The organism is Sphingomonas sp. BL-S-05, assembly GCF_055521695.1.
Genome location: NZ_CM145499.1, coordinates 2544201 through 2566903, shown reverse-complemented (window position 1 = coordinate 2566903; position 22703 = coordinate 2544201). Strand labels below are relative to the sequence as shown.

The window sequence follows — 22703 nt, the reverse complement described above, 5'->3', positions numbered from 1 at the left end:
TCGGTGATTGCAAGCCGGCAAATCACTTGGCTGGCGGCGGCGCCTTGGCAAAGGTGCGTTGCAGCCAGCGATCGAACATCTCGACCCAATGGCCGGCGGGCAGGGTGGCCGGACCGACGCCGAAACCATGGCCCCCTTCGGTCAGGAAATGCGCCTCGACCGGGCGTCCGGCCGTGCGCAGCGCCGCCATCATCAGCAGGCTGTTGTCGGGCACCACCGCGCCGTCGTCCATCGCGTGCAGCAGGAAGGTCGGCGGCGTCGCTCCGGTGACATGCTGCGCTGGCGATCGCCGCGCGATCGCCGCCGCATCGGGGTTCGGACCCAGCAGCTTCTCGGCCGATTGCGCATGGGTGAAGGGCGGCGCGGCGGCGATCACCGGATAGATCAGCGCGGCGGCATCGGGCCGGGCGTCGATCCGGTCGGTCGCATCGCGCGGCGGGTAGACCGCCTGCGCGAAATCGGTTTCGAGCGTCGCCGCCAGATGCCCGCCCGCCGAAAAACCGACTACCGCGATCCTGTGCGGGTCCAGCCCGTCGCGGGTCGCGGCGGCGCGGACCATGCGCAGCGCGCGCTGCGCATCCTGCAACGGCACATCGGCGCGATTGGCCCAGCCCTCGCCCGGCAGGCGATAGGTCAGGACATGGACGGTATAGCCGAGCGCGGTCAGCCGCCCGGCGATGTCGACGCCCTCATTGCCGATCGACAAAAAGGTATAGGCGCCGCCCGGGATGACCAGCACCGACGCCCCGTTCGCCCGCGCCGGCTTGAACATCCGCAACCCCGGCCGGTCGATGTTACGCAAAAACGTCGCCGGATCGTTCGGCGGCACCGCGCCTGCCCTGAACCCGCCGCCCGGCGGCGTGCCGGTCCAAAGCGGCACGAACGGCGCCGACGTCCATGCGGCGGGCGGGGCGGGGCGTTCAGCCACGGCCGATGGCGGCGTCTGTGCCGATGCACCGGGCGACAACAGCGCCAGCGCGACCAGCGACGCGACACGTAGCGGAAACGAACGGACGGTCATCGGGCAATTCCTGTCGAGAAATCATGCGGCTGCGCCGAACGCACGGCGAAGCGCGGCGATCTTGGCGGCGGTGAAGCGCTTCGCCAAGCCGGTTTCGGGCGCGACCGCGTCGAAGCCGTGGAACGCGCCGGGCGTCACGACCAACTCGGTCGGCACCCCGCTCGCGATCAGCCGCCGCGCATATTCGATATCTTCGTCGACGAACAGATCGACCGATCCCACCCCGATAAAGGTCGGCGGCAGGCCCGACAGGTCGGCGACCCGGGCCGGGACCGCGGCGGCGGGCACGTCGCGGCCACCCGGCTTGCGACCGAGGAACGACTGCCAGCCGAAGATATTGGCCGGCGCGTCCCAGCCGATTCTGCCGATGAACGGCGGGACCGTCCGCGTGCTGCCGGTGCGATCGTCGAGCATCGGGTAGATCAGCACCTGCGCACATAGCGGCACGCTGCGCCGGTCGCGCGCCATCAGCGCCAGCAGCGCGGCATGGCCGCCGCCCGCACTCTCGCCCAGCAGGGCGATCCGCGCGGGATCGACGCCCAGTTCGGCCGCCTGCCTATGCAGCCACAGCAGCGCGGCATGATTGTCCGCCACCGATCCGGTATAGTTCGTCTCCGGCGCGAGGCGGTAGTCGACCGTCACGACCACGCAGTCGAGCTGCCGGGCGATCTCCTGACACGGCGCGATCGAGGCTTGCGCCGATCCGACGATATAGCCGCCGCCATGGGTGTGCAGGATCGCCGGACGGCGCGCACCGGGCCGGGCGTTGATGACATAGGCGGTGACCGGCGGTTGGCCGTCCCCGCCTGGTATGCGTTGCTCGCGATAGGGGATATCGGTCGCCGGCGGCGGGATCGGCCCGCTGCGCATCGTGCGATAGGCGGTGGTGATCGGCGGCATCGCCGCGACCATCGCCAGTATCTGCTTCGCACCGGCCCGCAGCTCGGGTGCCACCGCCGCCAGCGCGTCGGGCATCGCCTCTGCCGCCAGCGCCGCGCCCGGCAGCATCGCGCCAAGTCCCGCCATCGCCGCGCCGCGCAGCACGTCCCGTCTCGGCAGCGTCATCGCCATCCTCTCCCACGATCCTGCGCCGATGATAGGCGCGGAATTTGGCTATGTTCAATAGCGACCGAAGCCAGAAGGATCCGCAACAAATTCATTTGCAACCGTTTGTAGGTTTAGTTATGTCTCATCGCAGTTGGAGGATACCAACCGAGGAGAGGTGCCATGACGGAAACGTCGCTGGCCGGGGGTCGCATGCGCGATCTGCCGGACCCCGTGTCGCACGTGCCCCCTTTCGCTCGCATCGCAACGACGACCGATATCGGGGAGGATCACCATGCGTAGATTGACGTTGCTGTTGTCCGGAACCGCGCTGCTGTCCGGTGCCCCCGCCGCCTTCGCGCAGGACGCCGCCGCCCCCGAACCGCAGGCGACCGCCACCGCCGCCAGCGACGACAGCGCGGTGGGCGAAATCATCGTCACCGGGCAGAAGACGTCCGAACGCCTGTCGCGCGCGCCGATCGCGATCAGCGTCGTGTCGCAGGATTCGCTGACCCGCCAGGGCATCGATTCCGCCACCTCGCTCGCCACCACCGTCCCCAATCTGCAACTCAGCGCCAATGGCTTCGCGGTGCGCGGCATCGGCAGCAACAACAGCTTCAGCGGCTATTCGACCGTCGCGACGCAGATCGACGGCATCTACGAACCCTCGGCGCAAATCCTCTCGCTCGGCCTCTACGATCTCGGCGCGGTCGAGGTGCTGCGCGGGCCGCAGGGCACCGTCTATGGCCGCAACGCGACCGCGGGCGTCGTCAACATCAACACGGCCGACCCGCGCAAGACCCGCGGCGTCACCGCCGACCTGCAGCTCGGCCGCTTCAACGAAGTCCGCGCCCGTGCCGCGATCGACCTGCCGGTCAGCGACGCATGGCGGCTGCGCTTCGCCGCCTATCGTCAGGTCGATGACGGCGTCGACGACCCTTATGGCGCGCGCCACGGCTATGGGAAGACCGACCAGTCGGGCCTGCGCGTCACCTCGCTGCTCGATGTGGGACCGGTGACGTGGCGGCTGTCGCTGAACTATGGCCGCAACGAAGGCACGATCCCGGCCAGCTATCTGACCAGCATCAACTACTATCCGCAGGGGAATCTTGCCGCCGGCACCTTCGGCCCGCGCGAGGTGATCGAGACCGACGCGCTGAACGTCGGACAGGCGGCCGTCACCGACAACCGCATCGACCTCGAATATTATTCCGCCCGCTCGCGGCTGGCATGGCAGGTCGCCGACGGCCTCTCGCTCACCTATCTGTCGGGCTATACCCTGCTCAAGAACGACGGCATCGACGCCGCGACCGGCGTGTTCTCGCAGGAATCGATCGATCGCCGCACCGAAAGCTGGTCGCACGAGGTCGACGTCAATTACGATCGCGGCATCCTGAACCTCGTGCTCGGCGGCTTTCTCTATCAGGACCGCCAGCCCTCGGGCACGCGCCTGCTCCATGCCGGCGACACCGCGCCCGCGCCGTTCAACACCGTCTACAACCTGATCGGCGCCAAGATCGCCGGCACCGGCACCGGCATCTCGACGATCAGCGGCGTCGACGTCGTCACCAGCTATCGCGGGCAGGGCACGAAGTCGCAGGCGGTGTTCGGGCAGGGCACGCTCGAAATCCTGCCCGGCCTCAAACTGATCGGCGGCATCCGCTCGACCTGGGAACAGGTGAACGCGCGCAACATCGAACTGGTCTGCCCCGGCGACACCATCACCCGGCAGAACATCACGCCCACCACCTGCCCCGGCATCCCGTTCGTCTTCGCGCTGTCGAACGACACCGACCGGCCCGAGGCGAAGTTCGACAATATCAGCTGGAAGGTCGGCGCGAATTACGAGGTCAGCCCGACGACGCTGGTCTACGCCACCGTCAGCACCGGCTTCCGCGGCGGCGGTCTCGAAGCCAGCGGCAACGCCCCGCAATATCGCCAGTATCGCCCCGAAACCGTCACCAACTACGAAGCGGGCATCCGCACCACGCTGATGGACGGCAAGCTGTATCTCAGCGCCACCGGCTTCAACATGGATTACAAGGACCTGCAGGTCTCCAGCATCGTCCTCAACCCGCTGACCAACCAGGTATCGGCCGTCACCACCAACGCCGCCACCGCCCGGCTGCGCGGTGTCGAGCTGGAGGCGAGCCTGCGCCCGACGCCCAACGACCGGATCGGCGGCTATGTCTCGTGGCTCGACGCGCGGATCAAATCCTTCCCGACCGCGTCGGACAATCTGAATTCGGCCAGCGGCAACTATAACGCGTTCGCCCCCGCCTTCGGCTTCCGGCCCTTGCCCGCGAGCTTCAGCCTCGACGCGTCGGGCAATCGCCTCGCCAACGCTCCCGAATGGAGCGGGCGGATCAGCTACGCCCATATCTTCGACCTGGGCAGCGGCGGGCGGGTAACCCCCAGCGTCGATTTCTACGCCCAGTCGCGCACCTATAGCGACGTGCAGAATTACGCGCAGAGCCTGCGCGATGCGTACACCAAGACCGATCTGAACCTGCGGTTCGAGGATGCCGACGATCGTTACTCGATCACCGCCTTCGTCAACAATGTCGAGGACAGCCGCTTCCCCAATACGCTGGTGACGGTGTGGAGTTCGACGACTGCCAATTACGATCCGCCGCGCACCTATGGCGTGCGGCTCGGCATGAATCTACGCTGATCGGCGGGAGAGTGAGATGACGACAGCAATGCAAGCCACCGCGCCGCGCGCCATCTGGCCGCTCGATGCCTGGTATGTCGCGGCGAGCGCAGGCGAGATCGGCGACAAGCCGCTCGCCCGCCAGATCACCGGACAGCGCATGGTGTTCTTCCGCCCCGAAAGCGGCGGCGTCGTCGCGCTGGAGGATTTCTGCCCGCATCGCGGCGCGCCGCTCTCGCTCGGCTTCGTGCGCGGCGAAACGCTGGTGTGCGGCTATCACGGCCTCGCCGTCGATTGCCGGGGCCGCGCAGACAACATGCCGGGGCAGCAGGTCGGCAAGTTTCCCTCGGCCCGCGCCTTTCCGGTCATCGAACGCTATGGCTTCGTCTGGGTCTGGCCCGGCGATCCCGAACGGGCGTCGGCGGACAAGCTGCACCCGCTTCCCTGGGCGGAAAGCCCCGATTGGGCCTATGGCGGCGGGCTGTTCCATATCGGCTGCGATTACCGGCTGATGATCGACAATCTGATGGACCTGACCCACGAAACCTATGTCCATGCCAGCAGCATCGGCCAGAAGGAGATCGACGAAGCCCCGGTGAAGACCGAGGCGACCGGCGACGAGGTCGTCACCAGCCGCCACATGGAAAACATCTCCGCGCCGCCTTTCTGGCGGATGGCGCTGCGCGGCGCCGGCCTGCCCGAGGATGCGCCGGTCGACCGCTGGCAGGTCTGCCGCTTCTCGTTGCCCAGCCATGTGATGATCGAGGTCGGCGTCGCGCTGGCCGGGCAGGGCGGCTATCACGCCGATCCGTCCAAGAAGGCGGCGAGCATCGTCGTCGATTTCATTACGCCGGAGACCGAAACCTCGCACTGGTATTTCTGGGGCATGGCCCGGCAATTCGCGGTCGACGATGCCGCGCTGACCGATACGATCCGCGAAGGCCAGGGCAAGATCTTCTCCGAGGATCTGGAGATGCTGGAGCGGCAACAGGCCAATCTGTCGCGCTATCCCGACCGCAAGCTGCTCAAGCTCAACATCGATGCCGGCGGGGTGCGCTCGCGCCTGATGATCGATCGCGCCATCGCCCGCGAAACGGCGGCGACCGCGTGAGCCACCCGCGCTACGACGTGCTGATCGTCGGTGGCGGTCATGGCGGGGCACAGGCGGCGATCGCGCTGCGCCAGCGCAACTTCGCCGGCACCATCGCCATCGTCGGCGACGAACCCGATCCGCCATACGAACGGCCGCCGCTGTCGAAGGACTATCTGGCGCGCGACAAGCCGTTCGATCGCATCCTGATCCGCCCGCTTGCCTTCTGGACCGAACGACAGGTCGATCTGCTGCTCGGACGGCGCGTGGTCCGCGTCGACGCCGACGCGCACGTGGTCGAAACGGCCGACGGTGCGACCATCGGCTATGGCGTGCTGATCTGGGCGACCGGCGGCGCGCCGCGCCGGTTGACCTGCAGCGGCCACGACCTGCCCGGCGTCCATGCCGTCCGCACGCGCGCCGATGCCGATGCGATCATGGCCGAACTGGGCGCGGTCCGCCGCGTCTGCATCATCGGCGGCGGCTATATCGGGCTGGAGGCGGCGGCGGTCCTCATCAAGGCGGGCAAGCAGGTGACGTTGCTGGAGGCGCAGGACCGGCTGCTCGCGCGCGTCGCCGGTGCGCCGCTCTCCGCCTTCTACGCAGCCGAACATCGCGCTGCCGGGGTCGATCTGCGCCTGAACGTCGTCGTGGATTGTATCGAACCGGCCGATCGCGGCCTGTCGGTGCGCACCGCCGATGGTGCGGCCATTGCCTGCGACATGGTGATCGTCGGCATCGGCATCGTGCCTGCCGTCGAGCCGTTGCTGACGGCCGGTGCCGCCGGCGGCAACGGCGTCGATGTCGATGGCCAGTGCCGCACGTCGCTGCCCGATATCCATGCGATCGGCGATTGCGCCGCGCACGAGAACGCCTTTGCCGACGGTGCGCGCCTGCGCGTCGAAAGCGTGCAGAATGCCAATGACCAGGCGACGACCGTCGCGACGCTTCTGACCGAAGGCACCGCGCCGCCCTATGCGGCCCTCCCCTGGTTCTGGTCGAACCAATATGACCTGCGCCTGCAGACGGTCGGCCTGTCGATCGGTCATGACGATCTGGTCGTGCGTGGCGACCGGGCGGCGCGGTCCTTCTCGATCGTCTATCTGCGCGCCGGCCAGGTGATCGCGCTCGACTGCGTCAACGCGACCAAGGACTATGTGCAGGGCCGCAAGCTGGTCGAACGCGGCGCGACGCCGCCCCGCGACGCGCTCGCCGATACCGGCGTCGCGCTGAAGGATCTGGCGTGACGCCCGACCATCTCCCCTCTCTGGCGGGGACATCGCTGCGCAGGCGGGGATCCATGTCTGTACCCGCAAACCGTTGTCTTACTTGGCGCTGGCCCCCGCCTGCGCGGGGTACGGCTAATGTGCGGCGAAGCGTACGACCCTCGAACAGCTATCCTTGTTAACGAGGCCCGCGCCCCACACCCCGAAGGATCCCCATGCCGACCCTGACCGTCATCACCCGCAGCGGCGACTCCCGCACCATCGCCGCCGACCCCGACACCAGCGTCATGACCGCGATCCGCGACGCCGGCATCGACGAGATGTTGGCATCGTGCGGCGGCTGTTGCTCCTGCGCCACCTGCCACGTCTTTGTCGAAGAATCGCAGATCGATAGCCTGCCGCCGATGAGCGCGGACGAGGACGATCTGCTCGACATATCCGAACATCGCACCGCGCGCTCGCGGCTGTCGTGTCAACTTCCGACACTGGACGGCCTGCGCGTCACCATTGCCCCGGAGGATTAAGCGACGCCATGACCGCCGATGCAGCAGCCGGGATGAACGATCCCCGAACCATCCTCGACCGCGCGGAAATGTCGCGGTTTCAATGGGGTATCGTCGCGACGATGGTCGGGCTGAACGCGCTCGACGGGTTCGACGTGCTCTCGATCAGCTTTGCCTCGCCCGGCATCGCCGCCGATTGGGGGATCGATCGCGCCGCGCTCGGCATCGTGTTGTCGATGGAACTGGTCGGCATGGCGATCGGGTCGCTGCTGTTGGGCGGCGTCGCCGACCGGATCGGGCGGCGCGCGACGATCCTCGTCTGTCTCGGCGTGATGACGGCGGGGATGATCGGCGCGGCAAGCTCGGGCGGGATCGCGCAGCTCTGTCTGTGGCGCGTCCTCACCGGCCTCGGCATCGGCGGCATGCTCGCGGCGACCAACGCGGCGGTGGCGGAGGCGGCCAATGCCCGGCATCGCTCGCTCGCGGTGGTGTTGATGGCGGCGGGCTATCCGGTCGGCACGATCATCGGCGGTTCGGCATCGGCGCTGCTGCTCGGCTGGTATGACTGGCGCGCGGTATTCGTGTTCGGCGCGATCTGCAGCATGGCGTTCGTGCCGCTGGTGCTGTGGCGTGCACCCGAATCGGTCGCGTTCCTGATGCACCGCCGCCCGCCCGACGCGCTGGCGCGGATCAACGCCACGCTCGCGCGCATGGGCCATCCGCCGGTCGCCGCACTGCCGCCGGTCGAGGCGCGGGCGGCGAAGGTGCCGGTCATGGCGCTGTTCACGCCCGGCCTGCTGCGCACCACGCTGCTGCTCACGCTCGCCTATCTCACGCATATCATGACCTTTTATTTCATCCTGAAATGGATTCCGAAGATCGTGGTCGAAATGGGCTTCCCCGCGCCACAGGCGGCGGGGGTGCTGGTCTGGGCCAGTATCGGCGGTGCGACCGGCTCGCTGATCCTCGGGCTGTTGACCGGGCGGGTGCGGCTGCTCGGCCTGACCATCGCCGCGATGCTGCTGTCGACCGCGCTGGTGGTCGTGTTCGGGCGGACGCAAAGCGACCTTGCCACGCTGTCGGTCGTTGCCGCCGCCGCCGGCTTCGCCACCAATGCCGGCGTCGTCGGCCTCTATGCGCTGATCGCAGGCAGCTTCCCGACCGGCGTGCGCGCCTCGGCGAGCGGCTTCGTCATCGGCGTCGGACGCGGCGGATCGGCGCTCGCCCCCGCCCTGGCCGGGCTGTTGTTCAATGTCGGCTACGGCCTGCAATTCGTCGCGGTGCTGATGAGCCTCGGCTCGCTGATCGCCGCCGCCGCACTGTTCGCGCTGCGCGATCGACAAGGCGGTTGACTGCCCGCTACTCTCCACATATGCTATGAAGCATAACAAAAAGGAGAGGCATTGTGTCCGTGGCAACTTCGCCAACTTTCACCCGCCTGAACCCGGTTACCGGCGACGTCGCGACCACCGCGCCTGCCTTCGGTCCGGAACAGGCGATCGCCGCTGCGGATGCTGCCGCCGCCGCCTTCCCGGCATGGTCGGCGCTCGGCCCCAATGCCCGCCGCGCCGCGCTGGCCAAGGCCGCCGACGCCCTTGCTGCCCGCGCCGACCAGTTCGTCGCTGCGATGATGGGCGAAATCGGCGCGACCGAGGGGTGGGCCCGCTTCAACCTGATGCTCGCCGTGTCGATGGTTCGCGAAGCCGCGGCGCTCACCACCCAGATCGGGGGCGAGGTGATTCCCTCCGACAAGCCCGGCTGCATCGCCATGGCCCTGCGCGAACCGGTCGGCGTCCTGCTCGGCATCGCGCCGTGGAACGCCCCGATCATCCTCGGCGTCCGTGCGATCGCCGTACCGCTCGCCTGCGGCAACACTGTCGTGCTGAAGGCCAGCGAGCAATGCCCGCGCACCCACAGCCTGATTGCCGCAGCCTTTGGCGAAGCCCTGCCCGCCGGTGCCGTATCGATCGTGACCAACGCGCCCGAGGATGCCGGCGACGTCGTCGGCGCGCTGATCGACCACCCGCAGGTCCGCCGCATCAATTTCACCGGCTCCACGCATGTCGGCCGGATCATTGCCAAGCGCGCGGCCGAACATCTCAAGCCCGTCCTGCTCGAACTCGGCGGAAAAGCGCCGTTGATCGTCCTCGACGACGCCGATCTCGACGAAGCGGTGAAGGCCGCGGCGTTCGGCGCCTTCATGAACCAGGGCCAGATTTGCATGTCGACCGAACGGATCATCGTCGTCGATGCGGTCGCCGACGCCTTTGTCGAGAAATTCGCGGCAAAGGTCGGGACGATGGCGGTCGGTGACCCGCGACAGGGCACCGCGCCACTCGGCGCCGTCGTCGATCGCAAGACCGTCGATCACGTCCGCGCGCTGGTCGACGACGCGGTCGCCGCCGGCGCGGTACAGGTCACCGGCGGCGATGCCGACGGCGTGCTGATGCCCGCCCATGTCGTCGACCGCGTGACGCCCGACATGAAGCTGTTCCGCGACGAAAGCTTCGGCCCGGTCGTCGGCATCATCCGCGCCCGCGACGAAGAGCACGCCATCGCCCTCGCCAACGACACCGACTATGGCCTGTCCGCCGCGGTCTTCACCCGCGACACCGCGCGCGGCCTCTCGGTTGCGCGGCGCATCCAGTCGGGCATCTGCCACGTCAACGGTCCGACCGTGCATGACGAGGCGCAGATGCCGTTCGGCGGGGTCAAGGCGTCGGGATATGGCCGTTTCGGCGGCAAGGCCGGCATCGACGCCTTCACCGAACTGCGCTGGATCACGATCGAGACCCAGCCCGGCCATTATCCGATCTGATGAACAGCGGCGCAGGTGCGCCTGACCAAGGACTATAATCATGACCGAAACGAGCAGTAACGGCGTCGTTGCCTATGACGTCGAGGGCGGGATCGCCTGGGTACGGTTCAACCGTCCCGAGAAGCGCAACGCGATGAGCCCGACGCTCAACCGCGACATGATGGAGGTACTCGACGCGCTGGAACATCGCGACGATGTCGGCGTGCTGGTCCTGTCGGGCGAGGGGGCGGCGTGGACCGCCGGCATGGACCTGAAGGAATATTTCCGCGAGACCGAATCGCAGGGGCTGGCAGGCACGCGCAAGGCGCAGCGCGAGAGCTATGGCTGGTGGCGGCGGCTGCGCTGGTACCAGAAACCCACCATTGCCATGGTCAATGGCTGGTGCTTCGGCGGCGGCTATGGCCCGCTCTTCGCCTGCGACCTCGCTTTCGCCGCGCAGGAGGCAAAGTTCGGCCTGTCGGAGATCAACTGGGGCATTCTGCCCGGCGGCGGCGCGACCAAGGTGGCGCAGGAACTGATGCCGTTCCGCAAGGCCATGTACCATGCCATGACCGGCGAACCGATCGACGGCCAAACCGCCGCCGAATGGGGCCTGGTCAACGAGGCGCTGCCGCTCGCCGCGCTGAAGTATCGGGTGACCGAGGTGGCAAAGGTGCTGCTGGGGAAGAACCGGGTGGCGCTGAAGGCGACCAAGGACGCGATGCGCCGCGTCGTCATGATGAGCTATGACGATGCCGAGGACTATCTGGTCCGCGCGCAGGAAGCGGCCAATTCCTACGACAATGACGGTCGCAAGGAAGGCATCCGCCAGTTCATCGACGAGAAGAGCTACAAGCCCGGCCTCGGCGCCTACGACAAGGACCGCGCCTGACCGCCTGTTCCTCCCCGACACGGGGAGGGAAACCATGCGCGGCATGATGGGGGGGTGTCGGCACACGGAACCGCCGTGTTGCGTGGCGAACCCCCTCCGTCGGTGCTCGCGCGCTGCACCTCCCCATATCGGGGAGGAAGGGGACACATTCCATGCCCGACCTTTCCCGTCTGCTCACGCCGCGTTCGGTCGCGATTGTCGGTGCCTCGCCAACCCCGGGCGCGCTCGGCAATGCCGTGCTGCGCAATCTCGAACGCCATGGCTATGCCGGGCCGATCCACCTCATCAATCCCCGGCGCGACACGATCGACGGCAGGCCCTGCCTGGCATCGATCGCCGACCTGCCCGATGGGGTCGACGCGGCGGTGCTCGCCATTCCCGGCCCGGCGGTGCTCGACGCGGTGCGATCGCTGGCGGCGCGCGGTGTCGGCGCCGCGATCGTGTTCTCCGCCGGCTTCGCCGAAGGAGGAGAGGCCGGGCTGGCGGCGCAGGCGGAGGTGGCGCGCATCGCTGCCGCGCACGACATGGTCGTGCTGGGGCCGAATTGCCTCGGCCTCGTGAACCATGCGGCGGGCGTTCCGCTGACCTTCGTCGAGACGGCGGTCATCGATCCGCTCGACAAGCCGATGGTCGGCATCGTCAGCCAGTCGGGCGCGATGGCGGTGGTGCTCGGCACGACGCTGGCTGCCAAGGAGCTGGGCATCACCCTGTCGGTATCGACCGGCAACGAAGCCGCTTCGGGTGTCGAGGACTATGTCGCGCATCTGATCGACGACCCGGCGACGCCCGTGATCGCGATGATCGTCGAGCAATTCCGCCAGCCCGCCCGCTTTCTTGCGCTTGCCGAACGCGCGGCGGCGGCGGGCAAGCGGATCGTCCTGCTCCACCCGGGCACGTCGAGCGCGGCGCGCGACAGTGCCGCGACGCATACCGGGGCGATGGCCGGCGACTGGCAGTTGATGCGGACCAAGGTCGAGCGCGCCGGAGTCGTTCTGGTCGACAGTCTCGAAGCGCTGGGCGATGTTGTCGAGCTTGCGGTACGGGCGCGACCGCTGCGGCGCGGCGGTACTGCCGTCCTGACCGAAAGTGGCGCGTTCAAGGCGCTCGTGCTCGATCTTGCCGAGCGGATCGGGCTCGACCTGCCGGCGATCGACGGCACGACGAAGGCGGAGCTGTGCGCGGCGATCCCGGATTTCATCCCGGTCTCCAACCCGATGGACCTGACCGCGCAGGCACTGGTCGATCCCGATCTGTACCGGCGCACGATGGCGCCGCTGCTGGCCGACGATCGCTACGCCGCATTGGTGCTGGGCATCATCCAGACCGACCCCGCCACCGCCGCGCGCAAATTTCCGGCGATCATCGACGCGATCGCCACGCTCGCCCCCGACAAGCCGGTTCTCTTCGCCGGAATCGACGATGGCGCGGAGGTGCCCGCCGACTATGTCGCCGGTCTGCGGGCCCTGGGTGTTCCTTATTTCCCGACTGCCGATCGTGCCTTCCGCGCGCTACAACATCTGGCGCAGGCGGTCGCGCGGGACGCGGTGCGCGCGGAATGCCGGCCGATCGCACTGGACCTGCCGGGTGGCGTCATCCCCGAATATCAGGCGAAGCAGGCGCTGGCGCCGGTCGGTATCCCGTTTCCCGACGGCGGCTTCGCTGCGACCTTGGCCGAGGCGCAGGCTATCGCCGACCGCATCGGCTATCCGGTCGTGCTGAAGGCGCAATCGGCGGCGCTCAGCCACAAAAGCGATGCCGGCGGGGTGTTGTTGAACGTGACCGATCCGGTCGCGCTCGCCAAGGCATGGGAGCAACTCTTCGCGAACGTCGCGGCCTATGATGCGACGATCGCGCTGGACGGCGCGCAGGTCGAGGCGATGGGCCGGCGCGGCGTCGAACTGATCGTCGGCGCGCGCAATGATCCCGAATGGGGACCGGTCCTGCTGGTCGGCTTTGGCGGAGTGACCGCCGAACTCCTCCACGACGTCCGCCTGCTGCCGGTCGACCTGACCCGCAGCGCGATCGTCGCCGAGTTGCGCGCGCTCAAACAGGGCGCGCTGTTCGACGGCTATCGCGGCAGTCCCGCGCTGGACATCGATGCGCTGGCCGCACTGGTCGAGACGCTTGGCCGCATCCTTGCCGGTACCCCGGCGATTCGCGAAATCGACCTCAATCCGGTGATCGTCCATCCGGTCGGGCAGGGGGTCGTGGCGCTCGACGCGCTGATCCTGACCGATCACCGCTAATCGGCCACCACCGCCCGCTGCTCGATCCGCTCCAGCAGGTCGAGCAGCATCGCCTTCTCCGCCTTTGTGAAACCGGTGAGCAGCCGTTCCTCATGCGCCTCGATCCGGCGGATGCAGTCGTCGAGCATCGCCGATCCGGCAGGCGACATCGCCAGGGTGAAGGCGCGGCGGTCGGCCGGATCGGTCTCGCGAACGATCAGGCCGCTTTCGATCAGCTCGTTGATGAGCGGCACCATATTGGCGCGTTTGATGCCGAGCAGCCGACCGACCGTCCCCTGGTTGATCCCCGGATTGTCCGCCACCACCGACAGGATGCCCATCGGGATCTGGCGGATGCCGGTCCCCTCCAGCGTGACCGCAAAATCGGTCGCGAAAACGGCCGAGGCACGGCGCAGCCGATAGCCGACCAGTTGGCCGAGGGTCCGGGTATGGGGCGTGGGTTCGCTCATCCGGGTGCGAAGCCATGTTCCACCGGCCACGTCAAACCGGAATCGTACGCGGTCGCACCGGCAGGCCGGAATCGCCCGCGCCTATCGCGGTTCGCTTCCCGCAAGGCGGAAACGGCGCGGCGAAACGCCGGCATGGCGCGTGAAGAAGCGCGTGAAATAGGCAGGATCGGCGAAACCGGCATTATAGCCGACCTCCGCCACCGACAAATTGGTGTAGAGCAGGGCACGTTTGGCATCGAGCATCGCCCGTTCGTCGAGCATCGCCGCGGGCGACATGCCGGCGATGCGGGTGCAGGCGACGCGCAGGCGGCTTTCGCTGGTGCCGAGCGCTGCGGCATGCACCGCGATCGGCTCGCGCAGCCGGAAGCGTTCGTCGATCCGCGCGCGATACCGCGCTACCAATGCGCCATGCTGGCCGGGCGGCGGCTGCGCTTCGCCCTGCGCCGGGCCGGCGGCACGCCCCGCCTCGACCAGAAAGGTCAGCAGTGCGGCATCGACGGCGGCGCGGTGTCCCGGTGCCGACCAGCCCAGTTCGCGCATCAGCATCCCCGCCGCCCCGTGTAACGTGGTCAGCGCTTCGCTGCCGAGCGGCACGACCTGTACCTGTGCGAACACGCCGGCCAGCCCGGGATACCGACCGTCAAGCAGTGCGAGGTGGCGGACCGACAGCGTGATCACCGATCCGACCGACGCCGGATCCCAGGCAAAGCCATGAACGATCCCCGCCGGGATCAGCAGCAGCGCCGGTGCCGTGACGTCGAACCGGACGTCTTCCGCGCGCATCGTGCCGCCACCCCGATCGAGTACGAATGCCTGAACCAGATCGGCATGGGCATGCGGTAGGATCGTCCATTCGCTCGGCCGCGACCGGTCGTCGAGCCGTTCGGCATGGACGAAGCTTTCCGCGACCGATCGATGCGGTTCGCCGTAGAGATAGAAGCGCGGAATCGAAGCGGCGGTCATCCGTCGAGCCTATCGATCGTCGAGCGGATCGTCCAATTTTTCGATCACGCCGTCCATCGCCATGGCGACGGCGGGGCGGCACCATTGGCGGCGAAGAGGCGGATAGGCCTATGGGAGAGGATAGGATGCGGCACCGCACGCAGGTGGCGATTATCGGCGCAGGGCCGGCGGGCATGTTTCTCGCGCATCTGCTTCGTGCCGAAGGCATTGCTGCGACCGTCTTTGAACGTCGCGACCGGGCGTATGTCGAGGGGCGCGTGCGCGCCGGGGTACTCGAACAGGGTACCGTCGACCTGATGCGGCGGCTTGGCATTGCGGGTCGGCTGGAGCGCGAGGGGCTGGTCCATGGCGGGACCAACGTGTCGCTCGACGGGCGGATGTTTCGCATCGACATGGCGGCGTTGACCGGCGGCGCGACCGTCACCGTCTATGGTCAGCAGGAAGTGATGCGTGACCTGTTCGATGCGGGCGAGCAGCGCGGGCTCGACATCCGCTGGAACGCGGCCGACCTGACGCTGTCCGACCTCGACGGCGCTCGCCCGAAGGTGACATGGCGTGACGCTGCGGGGGCGCAGTGGCTCGACTGCGATTTCGTGGTCGGTTGCGACGGCTATCATGGCGTCAGCCGCGCGGCAATTCCGGCCAGCGTGCTGCGTATCTTCGAACGTGTCTATCCATTCGGCTGGCTCGGGGTTCTGGCCGACGTGCCGCCCGCCGAGCATGAACTGGTCTACGCCAATCACGAACGCGGCTTCGCGCTCGCTTCGATGCGATCGGCGACGCGCAGCCGCTATTATATCCAGTGCGGTCTGGACGAGGATATCGCGGACTGGTCCGACGATCGTTTCTGGGACGAACTTTGCGTCCGGCTGGGCCCGGAGACGGCAGCGAAGGTCACCCGGGGGCCGTCGTTCGAGAAGTCGATCGCCCCGCTGCGCTCGTTCGTGGCCGAACCGATGCGCTGGGGGCGCCTGTTCCTTGCCGGCGACGCGGCGCATATCGTCCCACCGACCGGGGCCAAGGGCATGAACCTTGCCGTATCCGACGTGACGATGCTGGGAGAGGCGCTGACCGAACATTATCGCGATCGCAGCGACGCCGGCATCGACGGCTATTCGGCGCGGGCGCTGGCGCGGGTGTGGAAGGCGGAGCGGTTTTCGTGGTGGTTCACCTCGGTCACCCACCGTTTTCCGACGATGGATGGCTTCGATCGCCGTATCCAGATGGCGGAACTCGATTATCTGCGCGGCTCGCCGGCCGCGCAACATACCCTGGCCGAGAATTATGTCGGCTTACCGTTGGAGGCGGCATGAAGCGCAAGATCTACGACAGTCCTGCGGCGGCGCTGGACGGTCTGTTGTTCGACGGGATGACGATCATGTCGGGCGGCTTCGGACTGTCGGGCAATCCCGAAAGCCTGATCCCCGAGATCCGCAGCAGCGGCGTGAAGCGACTGACCGTCATCTCGAACAATGCCGGGGCCGATGGCTTCGGCCTGTGGATGCTGCTGGAAAGCCGGCAGGTCGCGAAGATGATCTCGTCCTATGTCGGTGAGAACAAGCTGTTCGAACAGCAATATCTGTCGGGCGAATTGCAGCTGGAACTGAACCCGCAGGGCACGCTCGCCGAACGCATCCGCGCAGGGGGTGCGGGCATACCCGCCTTCTACACCAAGACCGGCGTCGGCACGGTGGTCGCCGAGGGCAAGCCGGTCGAGACGTTCGAGGGCCAGGAATATGTCCGCGAGACATGGCTGCGCGCCGACCTGTCGATCGTGAAGGCGTGGAAGGCCGATCCGGCCGGCAATCTGATGTTCCGCAAGACCGCGCGCAACTTCAACCCGAACATGGCGACGGCGGGCAAGGTGACGGTGGCGGAGGTCGAGGAGATCGTACCCGAGGGCAGCTTCGACCCCGACTGCATCCACACGCCCGGCATCTATGTCGACCGCATCGTCAAGAGCACGATCAACGAGAAGCGGATCGAGAAGCTGACGACCCGCAGCCGGGAGAATGGATGATGGCCTGGACCCGCGACGAAATGGCGGCGCGTGCCGCACGCGAATTGCAGGACGGTTTCTACGTCAATCTCGGCATCGGCATCCCGACCCTCGTCGCCAATTACGTGCCGGAAGGGATTGAGGTCACGCTCCAGTCGGAAAACGGCATGCTCGGCATCGGGCCGTTCCCCTATGAGGGCGAAGCGGACCCCGACCTCATCAACGCCGGCAAGCAGACGATTACCGCGCTGCCGACCTCCAGCTTCTTTTCCAGCGCCGACAGTTTCGCGATGATCCGCGGCGGCCATATCGACATGGCGATCCTCGGCGCCATGGAAGTCTCGGCCAATGGCGACCTCGCCAACTGGACGATTCCGGGCAAGATGGTGAAGGGCATGGGCGGGGCGATGGACCTCGTCGCCGGCGTCCGTCGCGTTGTCGTGGTGATGGACCATGTGTCGAAGCATGGCGATCCGAAGATCCTGCCCGAATGCACGCTGCCGTTGACCGGCAAGGCGTGCGTCGACCTGATCATCACCGATCTCGCCGTCATCGCCTGCGACAAGCCGGGGTTGCGCCTGATCGAATGCGCGCCCGGCGTCACCGCCGACGAAGTGCGGGCGAAGACCGGTACGGAGCTTGCGGCATGAGCTATCGTCGCGACGATGCCGGCGCCCCCCCGTCGCTGTTCCCCGATTACGGATCGACCCGTGCCCGCGCGCCGTTGCAGGCGCCGTTGCGCGTGCCGCAGACCCGGACCGAGACGACCGGCCCGGCGGGCTGGGATCGGCTGATGGGGCCGTCGCTCGCCGATCTGACGACCCAGCATGGCGGCGTGCCGCAGGGCCAGCGGATCATCGTCACCGGCCGTGTGCTCGACGAGGATGGGCGCGCGGTGCCCGATACGGTCATGGAAATCTGGCAGGCCAATGCCGCCGGACGCTATATCCATGGCAAGGACCAGTGGGACGCGCCGCACGATCCGAACTTCACCGGCGCAGGACGCGTCGTGACCGATGCAGAGGGACGCTATCGCTTCGTCACCGTCCGCCCGGGGGCCTATCCATGGGGTAACCACCGCAATGCGTGGCGGCCCGCCCATATTCATCTGTCGCTGCTGGGACCCGCTTTCGCGACGCGGCTGGTGACGCAGCTCTATTTCCCCGACGATCCGCTGATCGAGATCGACCCGATCGCGAATGCGGTACCGATGCCGTACCGGCAGCGCATGGTCGCGCGGTTCGACATGGACGTGACCGAGCCGAACTGGGCGCTCGGCTATCGCTTCGACGTGGTGTTGAAAGGGCGCGAGCAGACGCCGTTCGAGGAGGACGACCATGACCATTGACGTCGCCGACCGCCGCCCGGAACCGCGCGTCGACAATCAGGACCCGGCGCTGTTCGGACAGACGCCCAGCCAGACGGTGGGACCGTTTTTCCACTACGGCCTGCCGTGGAAGGGGGGCGCCGATCTGGTCGGGCAATCCGACATGGGCGCGCGCCCCGAACTGTTTCCCGAGGCGCATTATGTCCTGAACCTGTCGTCCCCGACCGGCACCCCTGTGGGGGAGGTGATCGAACTGACTGGCCGGGTGCTGGACGGGCAGGGCGCACCCGTTCCCGATGCGATGATCGAGATCTGGCAGGCCGATGCCGCCGGTCGTTATGCGGGGGAGCCGGGCAGCGACCCGCATTTCGTCGGCTTCGGCCGGGCGGCGACCGCCGAGGATGGTAGGTACCGGTTCCGTACGATTCAGCCCGGATCGATCGGACCGGGTCACGCGCCCCATATCGCACTGTCGGTTTTCGGACGCGGCCTCATCAAACGGTTGGCGACGCGGCTGTATTTCGACGGGCAGGCGGGCAACGAAGCCGACCCGGTCCTGTCGGCGGTTCCGGTGGAACGCCGCGCGACGCTGATCGCGACCGCATCGGACGATGACGTCTGGACGCTCGACATCGCGTTGCAGGGAGAGCGGGAAACCGTGTTCTTCGACCTGTGAGCGACCTGTTGCGGCTGCGTCCGGCTGCCACGGCGGCAATGATCGCGGTGTTCGACGATGCAGCGACGATCGCGCATGGCTGCGCCTTCGAGGTCGCGCTGGCACGAGCGCAGGCGGCGTGCGGCGTGATCGCGCCCGATCTTGCCGAGGCGATCGCGACAGGCGTCGACCCGGCGCGGATCGACCCCGCCGCGTTGGCGGAGGAAGCGGCGCTCGCCGGTACCTTGGCGATCCCGTTGGTCGCGCGGTTGCGGGCGATGGTCGGCGGTGAAGCGGGGCAGGCGCTGCACCGGGGTGCGACCAGCCAGGATGTCGCCGACACGGTGCTGATGCTGCAGGTGCGGCAGGCGCATCGCCTGTTGGTCGTCGACGCCCGGCGCGTCATCGATGCGCTGGCGATGCACGCGCGGGCGCATGCCGCCCGGCGGGCGATCGGACGCACGCTGTTGCAGGACGCGATGCCGCTCGCCTTCGGCCTGCGGCTGGCGCAGGCCGCGCGGGGAATTGGGGATGCGCTGGCGATGCTCGACGCGGCGGTCGCGGCGCATGCGGTCGTGCAACTGGGCGGCGCGGCAGGCACGCGCGCGGGGATGGACGGCAAGGGTGTGGCGGTCGCCGCGCACCTCGCCGACGCGCTCGAACTGGGGTGCTCGTCGCCATGGCATGCCCGGCGGACCGGCATCGCCGCGATCGGCGCGGCGCTCGGGACGCTGATCGGCGCACTCGGCAAGTTTGCGCGCGACGTCGCCTTGCTGGCGCAGAACGGGGTCGGCGAGGCGCGCGAGCCGTTGATCGCCGGGCGCGGCGGATCGTCGGCGATGGCGCACAAGCGCAATCCCACCGGCTGTCAGGTCGCACTGTCGGCGGCGGCGCGCGCGCCGGGCCTCGTCGCGTCGCTGATTGGTGGATTGCCGCAGGAATTGGAACGCGGCCTTGGCGGCTGGCAGGCGGAAGGTCCGGTGCTTGCCGATCTGTTCCTGCTCGCCAGCGGCGCCGCCGCCGTGCTGGCGGTCGTCGCGGAGGGGCTAGAAATCGACGCGGATGCCATCGCGCGCAACCTCGCGGTCGCCGGGGTCGGCGACGATATCGGCGAAAGCGCGGCGATCATTGCCGAATTGCTCGATGGATTGGAGGACTGACGCCATGGCTATCACCCTTCGCGACGGCGTGCGCCTGCATTGGCGGATCGAGGGCGCAGCGGATCGTCCGGTGCTGGTGCTGCTCAATTCGATCGGCACCGACCTGTCGCTATGGGATCGCACCGTTCCCCTGTTGCTTCCGGCGTTCCGGCTGCTGCGCATCGACACGCGCGGCGCCGGCGGCTCGGACGCCCCCGATGGCGACTATAGCCTCGCCATGCTCGCCGACGACGTTGTGGCGATCCTCGACGATGCGGGGGTCGCGCAGGCTGCGATAGCGGGGGTGTCGCTCGGCGGCATGGTCGCGATGCAGCTGGCACTCGACCATCCCGGGCGGGTGATGGCACTGGCGCTGATCTGCACTTCGGCGACGATGGATCCGGCGGCCTGGGCCGCGCGGATCGACACCGTCCGCAGCGACGGTACGGCGGCCATTGCCGATATGGCGGTCGGACGCTTCCTGTCGCCCGGCTTCGCGGCACGCCACCCGGAGATTGCCGACACCCTGCGCGACGGCATCGCGCGCCAGGCCGATGCAGGCTATGCCGGGGCCGGTGCGGCGATCCGGGACATGGCGCTGGCCGACCGCCTTGCCGCCATCGCCGTACCGACGCTGGTGGTGACCGCGACGCTCGACGTTTCGACCCCCTATGCCGGGCATGGCGAGCATCTGATGACCATCGCCGGCGTGCGTCACGCCAGTGTCGACGGTGCGCACCTGCCGCCGATCGAGGCGCCCGCCGCACTGGCGACGGCACTGCGTGGGTTCCTGTGCGCCGATGCGGCTGCAGCACAGGCCGCCGACACTTTGTTCGAGGCGGGTCTGGTCAACCGCCGCCGCGTGCTGGGCGATGCGTGGGTCGACGCCAGCCTCGCGCAGCGCACCGCCTTCACCGCCGATTTTCAGGCGATGATTACCCGTATCGCCTGGGGTGAGATTTGGGGGCGCCCTGGACTCGACGACCGTACCCGACGCCTGCTCGTCCTCGCCATCACCTGTGCGCTCGGCCGCTGGGAGGAATTCGCCCTCCACGTCCGCGCCGGTCTGTCGCAAGGCGGTTTCACCACCGAGGATCTCAAGGAGGTGCTGATGCAGACCGCCATCTATGCCGGGGTCCCCGCCGCCAACACCGGTTTTGCCGAAGCCCGGAAGATCATCGCCCTCATCGAACAGGAAGCCTGATGCCCGACGCCTATATCTGCGACGCGATCCGCACACCCATCGGCCGCCTGAACGGATCGCTGTCCTCCGTCCGTGCCGACGATCTCGCCGCGATCCCGTTGCGCGCGCTGATGGAGCGGAATCCGAACGTCGACTGGAACGCCGTCGACGACGTGCTGCTCGGTTGCGCCAACCAGGCGGGCGAGGACAATCGCAACGTCGCGCGCATGGCGGTGCTGCTCGCCGGCCTGCCCGATACGGTGCCGGGCGGAACGATCAACCGGCTGTGCGGATCGGGACTGAACGCGGTCGGCAGCGCGGGCCAGGCGATCCGCAGCGGTGACGCCGGTCTGCTGATCGCGGGCGGGGTAGAGAGCATGACTCGTGCGCCGTTCGTGATGGGGAAGGCGAACAGCGCCTTCGACCGTAGCCAGAAGATCGAGGATACGACGCTCGGCTGGCGGTTCGTCAACCCGGCGATGCAGGCGGCGTACGGCGTCGATACCATGCCGCAGACGGCGGAAAACGTCGCCGACGACTGGCAGGTCAGCCGCGCGGACCAGGACGCCTTTGCGCTTGCCAGCCAGCAAAAGGCCGCCGCCGCCATCGCCAGCGGACGCATGGCTGCCGAGATCGTGCCGGTCACCGTGCCCCAGAGGAAGGGCGACCCCATCGTCTTCGCGCAGGACGAACATCCGCGCGCGACCAGCCTGGAGGCGCTGGCCAAGCTCAAGCCGGTGGTCCGCGCCGACGGCACGGTGACCGCGGGCAACGCATCGGGTCTGAACGACGGCGCGGCGGCGATGCTGATCGCATCGGAAGCGGCGGCGGCGCGACACGGCCTTGCCCCGCGCGCGCGCATCCTCGGCATGGCGTCGGCCGGCATCGCGCCGCGCGTCATGGGCGCGGGACCGATCGAGGCGGCGCGCAAGCTTTGCCGCATCACCGGCATCGGCCTCGACCAGCTCGACGTCATCGAACTCAACGAAGCCTTTGCCGCACAGGCCATCGCCACCTTGCGCGACCTCGACATCGCCACCAACGATCCCCGCGTGAACCGCAACGGCGGCGCCATCGCGCTCGGCCATCCGCTCGGCATGTCGGGCGCGCGCATCGCCATGACGGCGGTAGAGGAACTCCACCGCACCGGCGGCCGCTATGCCATGGCGTTCATGTGCATCGGCGTCGGACAGGGTATCGCGCTGATGCTCGAACGGGCTTGATGCTCTGACCGGTTGCCAAGTTGTTCAAACAGGTCGCTACAGCAAGCGTTGGGCCGCCCTGTAAGGGGACGCGGCGATCAGGTTGGCGGCCCGACATGATACTGACGCCACGAACCGATCCGACGAACCATCTGGAGCAGCCGTTCGATGTGGAGCGGGTGAAGGGAATAGGCCATTGCCGTGCGTGATTGGGGGCGATGGCAGGGTCGATGGCTCTTGCGATTTTCATTCTAAGGCCTGACGAAGCCGGCGATGCCCGAACCCGCGAACAACGCGTGCAGTGCGCGGGCAGG

Annotated in this window: 20 protein-coding genes; 16 read left to right on the top strand and 4 right to left on the bottom strand. The window is 68.0% G+C overall.

The features are described 5' to 3' along the window. Positions 1-22: 22 nt before the first annotated feature. Together ACZ1JS_RS12035 and ACZ1JS_RS12030 are read right to left on the bottom strand one after the other, a co-directional pair. Complete coding sequence (locus ACZ1JS_RS12035; protein WP_465166263.1) at positions 23-1021, bottom strand: alpha/beta hydrolase; 999 nt, start codon at positions 1019-1021, stop codon at positions 23-25. A 21-nt stretch (positions 1022-1042) separates the two neighbouring features. Next, on the bottom strand, positions 1043-2092 hold the full coding sequence (locus ACZ1JS_RS12030) for an alpha/beta hydrolase (protein ID WP_465166262.1): 1050 nt from the start codon (positions 2090-2092) through the stop codon (positions 1043-1045). Positions 2093-2360: 268 nt separating this feature from the next. On the opposite strand from ACZ1JS_RS12030, the gene ACZ1JS_RS12025 reads away from it, so the two are divergent. The 8 genes from ACZ1JS_RS12025 to ACZ1JS_RS11990 all read left to right on the top strand — a co-directional run bounded on the left by ACZ1JS_RS12025 (position 2361) and on the right by ACZ1JS_RS11990 (position 13472). Beyond that, positions 2361-4739 carry a TonB-dependent receptor gene (locus ACZ1JS_RS12025; RefSeq protein WP_465166261.1) on the top strand — a complete coding sequence of 793 codons (2379 nt, stop codon included), beginning with the start codon at positions 2361-2363 and terminating at the stop codon, positions 4737-4739. A 16-nt stretch (positions 4740-4755) separates the two neighbouring features. Further along, a complete protein-coding gene (locus ACZ1JS_RS12020; RefSeq protein WP_465166260.1) occupies positions 4756-5829 on the top strand; it encodes a Rieske 2Fe-2S domain-containing protein in 1074 nt (357 codons plus the stop codon). Beyond that, complete coding sequence (locus tag ACZ1JS_RS12015; protein ID WP_465166259.1) at positions 5826-7055, top strand: NAD(P)/FAD-dependent oxidoreductase; 1230 nt, start codon at positions 5826-5828, stop codon at positions 7053-7055. The genes ACZ1JS_RS12020 and ACZ1JS_RS12015 overlap by 4 nt, the downstream gene beginning before the upstream one ends. 194 nt (positions 7056-7249) lie before the next feature. Continuing rightward, positions 7250-7558, top strand: coding sequence for a 2Fe-2S iron-sulfur cluster-binding protein (locus ACZ1JS_RS12010; protein ID WP_465166258.1), 309 nt, complete (start codon positions 7250-7252; stop codon positions 7556-7558). An 8-nt stretch (positions 7559-7566) separates the two neighbouring features. Then, entirely contained in the window at positions 7567-8889 is a 1323-nt protein-coding gene (locus tag ACZ1JS_RS12005) for an MFS transporter (RefSeq protein WP_465166257.1), read from the top strand. Between the two features lie 53 nt (positions 8890-8942). Continuing rightward, complete coding sequence (locus tag ACZ1JS_RS12000) at positions 8943-10355, top strand: aldehyde dehydrogenase (RefSeq protein ID WP_465166256.1); 1413 nt, start codon at positions 8943-8945, stop codon at positions 10353-10355. A 40-nt stretch (positions 10356-10395) separates the two neighbouring features. Further along, on the top strand, positions 10396-11226 hold the full coding sequence (locus ACZ1JS_RS11995; RefSeq protein WP_465166255.1) for a p-hydroxycinnamoyl CoA hydratase/lyase: 831 nt from the start codon (positions 10396-10398) through the stop codon (positions 11224-11226). A 152-nt stretch (positions 11227-11378) separates the two neighbouring features. Next, a complete protein-coding gene (locus ACZ1JS_RS11990; RefSeq protein WP_465166254.1) occupies positions 11379-13472 on the top strand; it encodes an acetate--CoA ligase family protein in 2094 nt (697 codons plus the stop codon). Here the strand turns inward: ACZ1JS_RS11990 and ACZ1JS_RS11985 are convergent. Continuing rightward, on the bottom strand, positions 13469-13921 hold the full coding sequence (locus ACZ1JS_RS11985; protein ID WP_465166253.1) for a MarR family winged helix-turn-helix transcriptional regulator: 453 nt from the start codon (positions 13919-13921) through the stop codon (positions 13469-13471). The two genes, ACZ1JS_RS11990 and ACZ1JS_RS11985, sit on opposite strands and share 4 nt — an antisense overlap. Before the next feature lie 81 nt (positions 13922-14002). Then, positions 14003-14884: a helix-turn-helix domain-containing protein gene (locus ACZ1JS_RS11980; RefSeq protein ID WP_465166252.1), complete on the bottom strand. Its 882-nt coding sequence runs from the start codon at positions 14882-14884 to the stop codon at positions 14003-14005. A 125-nt stretch (positions 14885-15009) separates the two neighbouring features. Between ACZ1JS_RS11980 and pobA the strand changes: the two genes are divergently transcribed. Genes pobA through pcaF form a run of 8 tightly spaced genes read left to right on the top strand, consistent with a single transcriptional unit; the run spans position 15010 to position 22410 of the window. Beyond that, positions 15010-16197, top strand: a complete 1188-nt coding sequence (gene pobA, locus ACZ1JS_RS11975; RefSeq protein WP_465166251.1) for a 4-hydroxybenzoate 3-monooxygenase — start codon at positions 15010-15012, stop codon at positions 16195-16197. Further along, positions 16194-16904, top strand: a complete 711-nt coding sequence (locus ACZ1JS_RS11970) for a CoA transferase subunit A (protein ID WP_465166250.1) — start codon at positions 16194-16196, stop codon at positions 16902-16904. The genes pobA and ACZ1JS_RS11970 overlap by 4 nt, the downstream gene beginning before the upstream one ends. Further along, positions 16904-17533, top strand: a complete 630-nt coding sequence (locus ACZ1JS_RS11965) for a 3-oxoacid CoA-transferase subunit B (RefSeq protein WP_465168685.1) — start codon at positions 16904-16906, stop codon at positions 17531-17533. The genes ACZ1JS_RS11970 and ACZ1JS_RS11965 overlap by 1 nt, the downstream gene beginning before the upstream one ends. Then, the gene (gene pcaH, locus ACZ1JS_RS11960; protein WP_465166249.1) at positions 17530-18231 is read left to right on the top strand and encodes a protocatechuate 3,4-dioxygenase subunit beta; all 702 of its coding nucleotides are present in this window, start codon (positions 17530-17532) and stop codon (positions 18229-18231) included. The genes ACZ1JS_RS11965 and pcaH overlap by 4 nt, the downstream gene beginning before the upstream one ends. Next, the gene (gene pcaG, locus ACZ1JS_RS11955; RefSeq protein WP_465166248.1) at positions 18221-18886 is read left to right on the top strand and encodes a protocatechuate 3,4-dioxygenase subunit alpha; all 666 of its coding nucleotides are present in this window, start codon (positions 18221-18223) and stop codon (positions 18884-18886) included. Before pcaH ends, pcaG begins: the two co-directional genes overlap by 11 nt. Next, entirely contained in the window at positions 18883-20025 is a 1143-nt protein-coding gene (locus tag ACZ1JS_RS11950) for a lyase family protein (RefSeq protein ID WP_465166247.1), read from the top strand. The genes pcaG and ACZ1JS_RS11950 overlap by 4 nt, the downstream gene beginning before the upstream one ends. A gap of 4 nt (positions 20026-20029) precedes the next feature. Continuing rightward, a complete protein-coding gene (pcaDC, locus tag ACZ1JS_RS11945; protein WP_465166246.1) occupies positions 20030-21208 on the top strand; it encodes a bifunctional 3-oxoadipate enol-lactonase/4-carboxymuconolactone decarboxylase PcaDC in 1179 nt (392 codons plus the stop codon). Next, positions 21208-22410, top strand: coding sequence for a 3-oxoadipyl-CoA thiolase (pcaF, locus tag ACZ1JS_RS11940; RefSeq protein WP_465166245.1), 1203 nt, complete (start codon positions 21208-21210; stop codon positions 22408-22410). The genes pcaDC and pcaF overlap by 1 nt, the downstream gene beginning before the upstream one ends. Positions 22411-22703 lie beyond the last annotated feature (293 nt).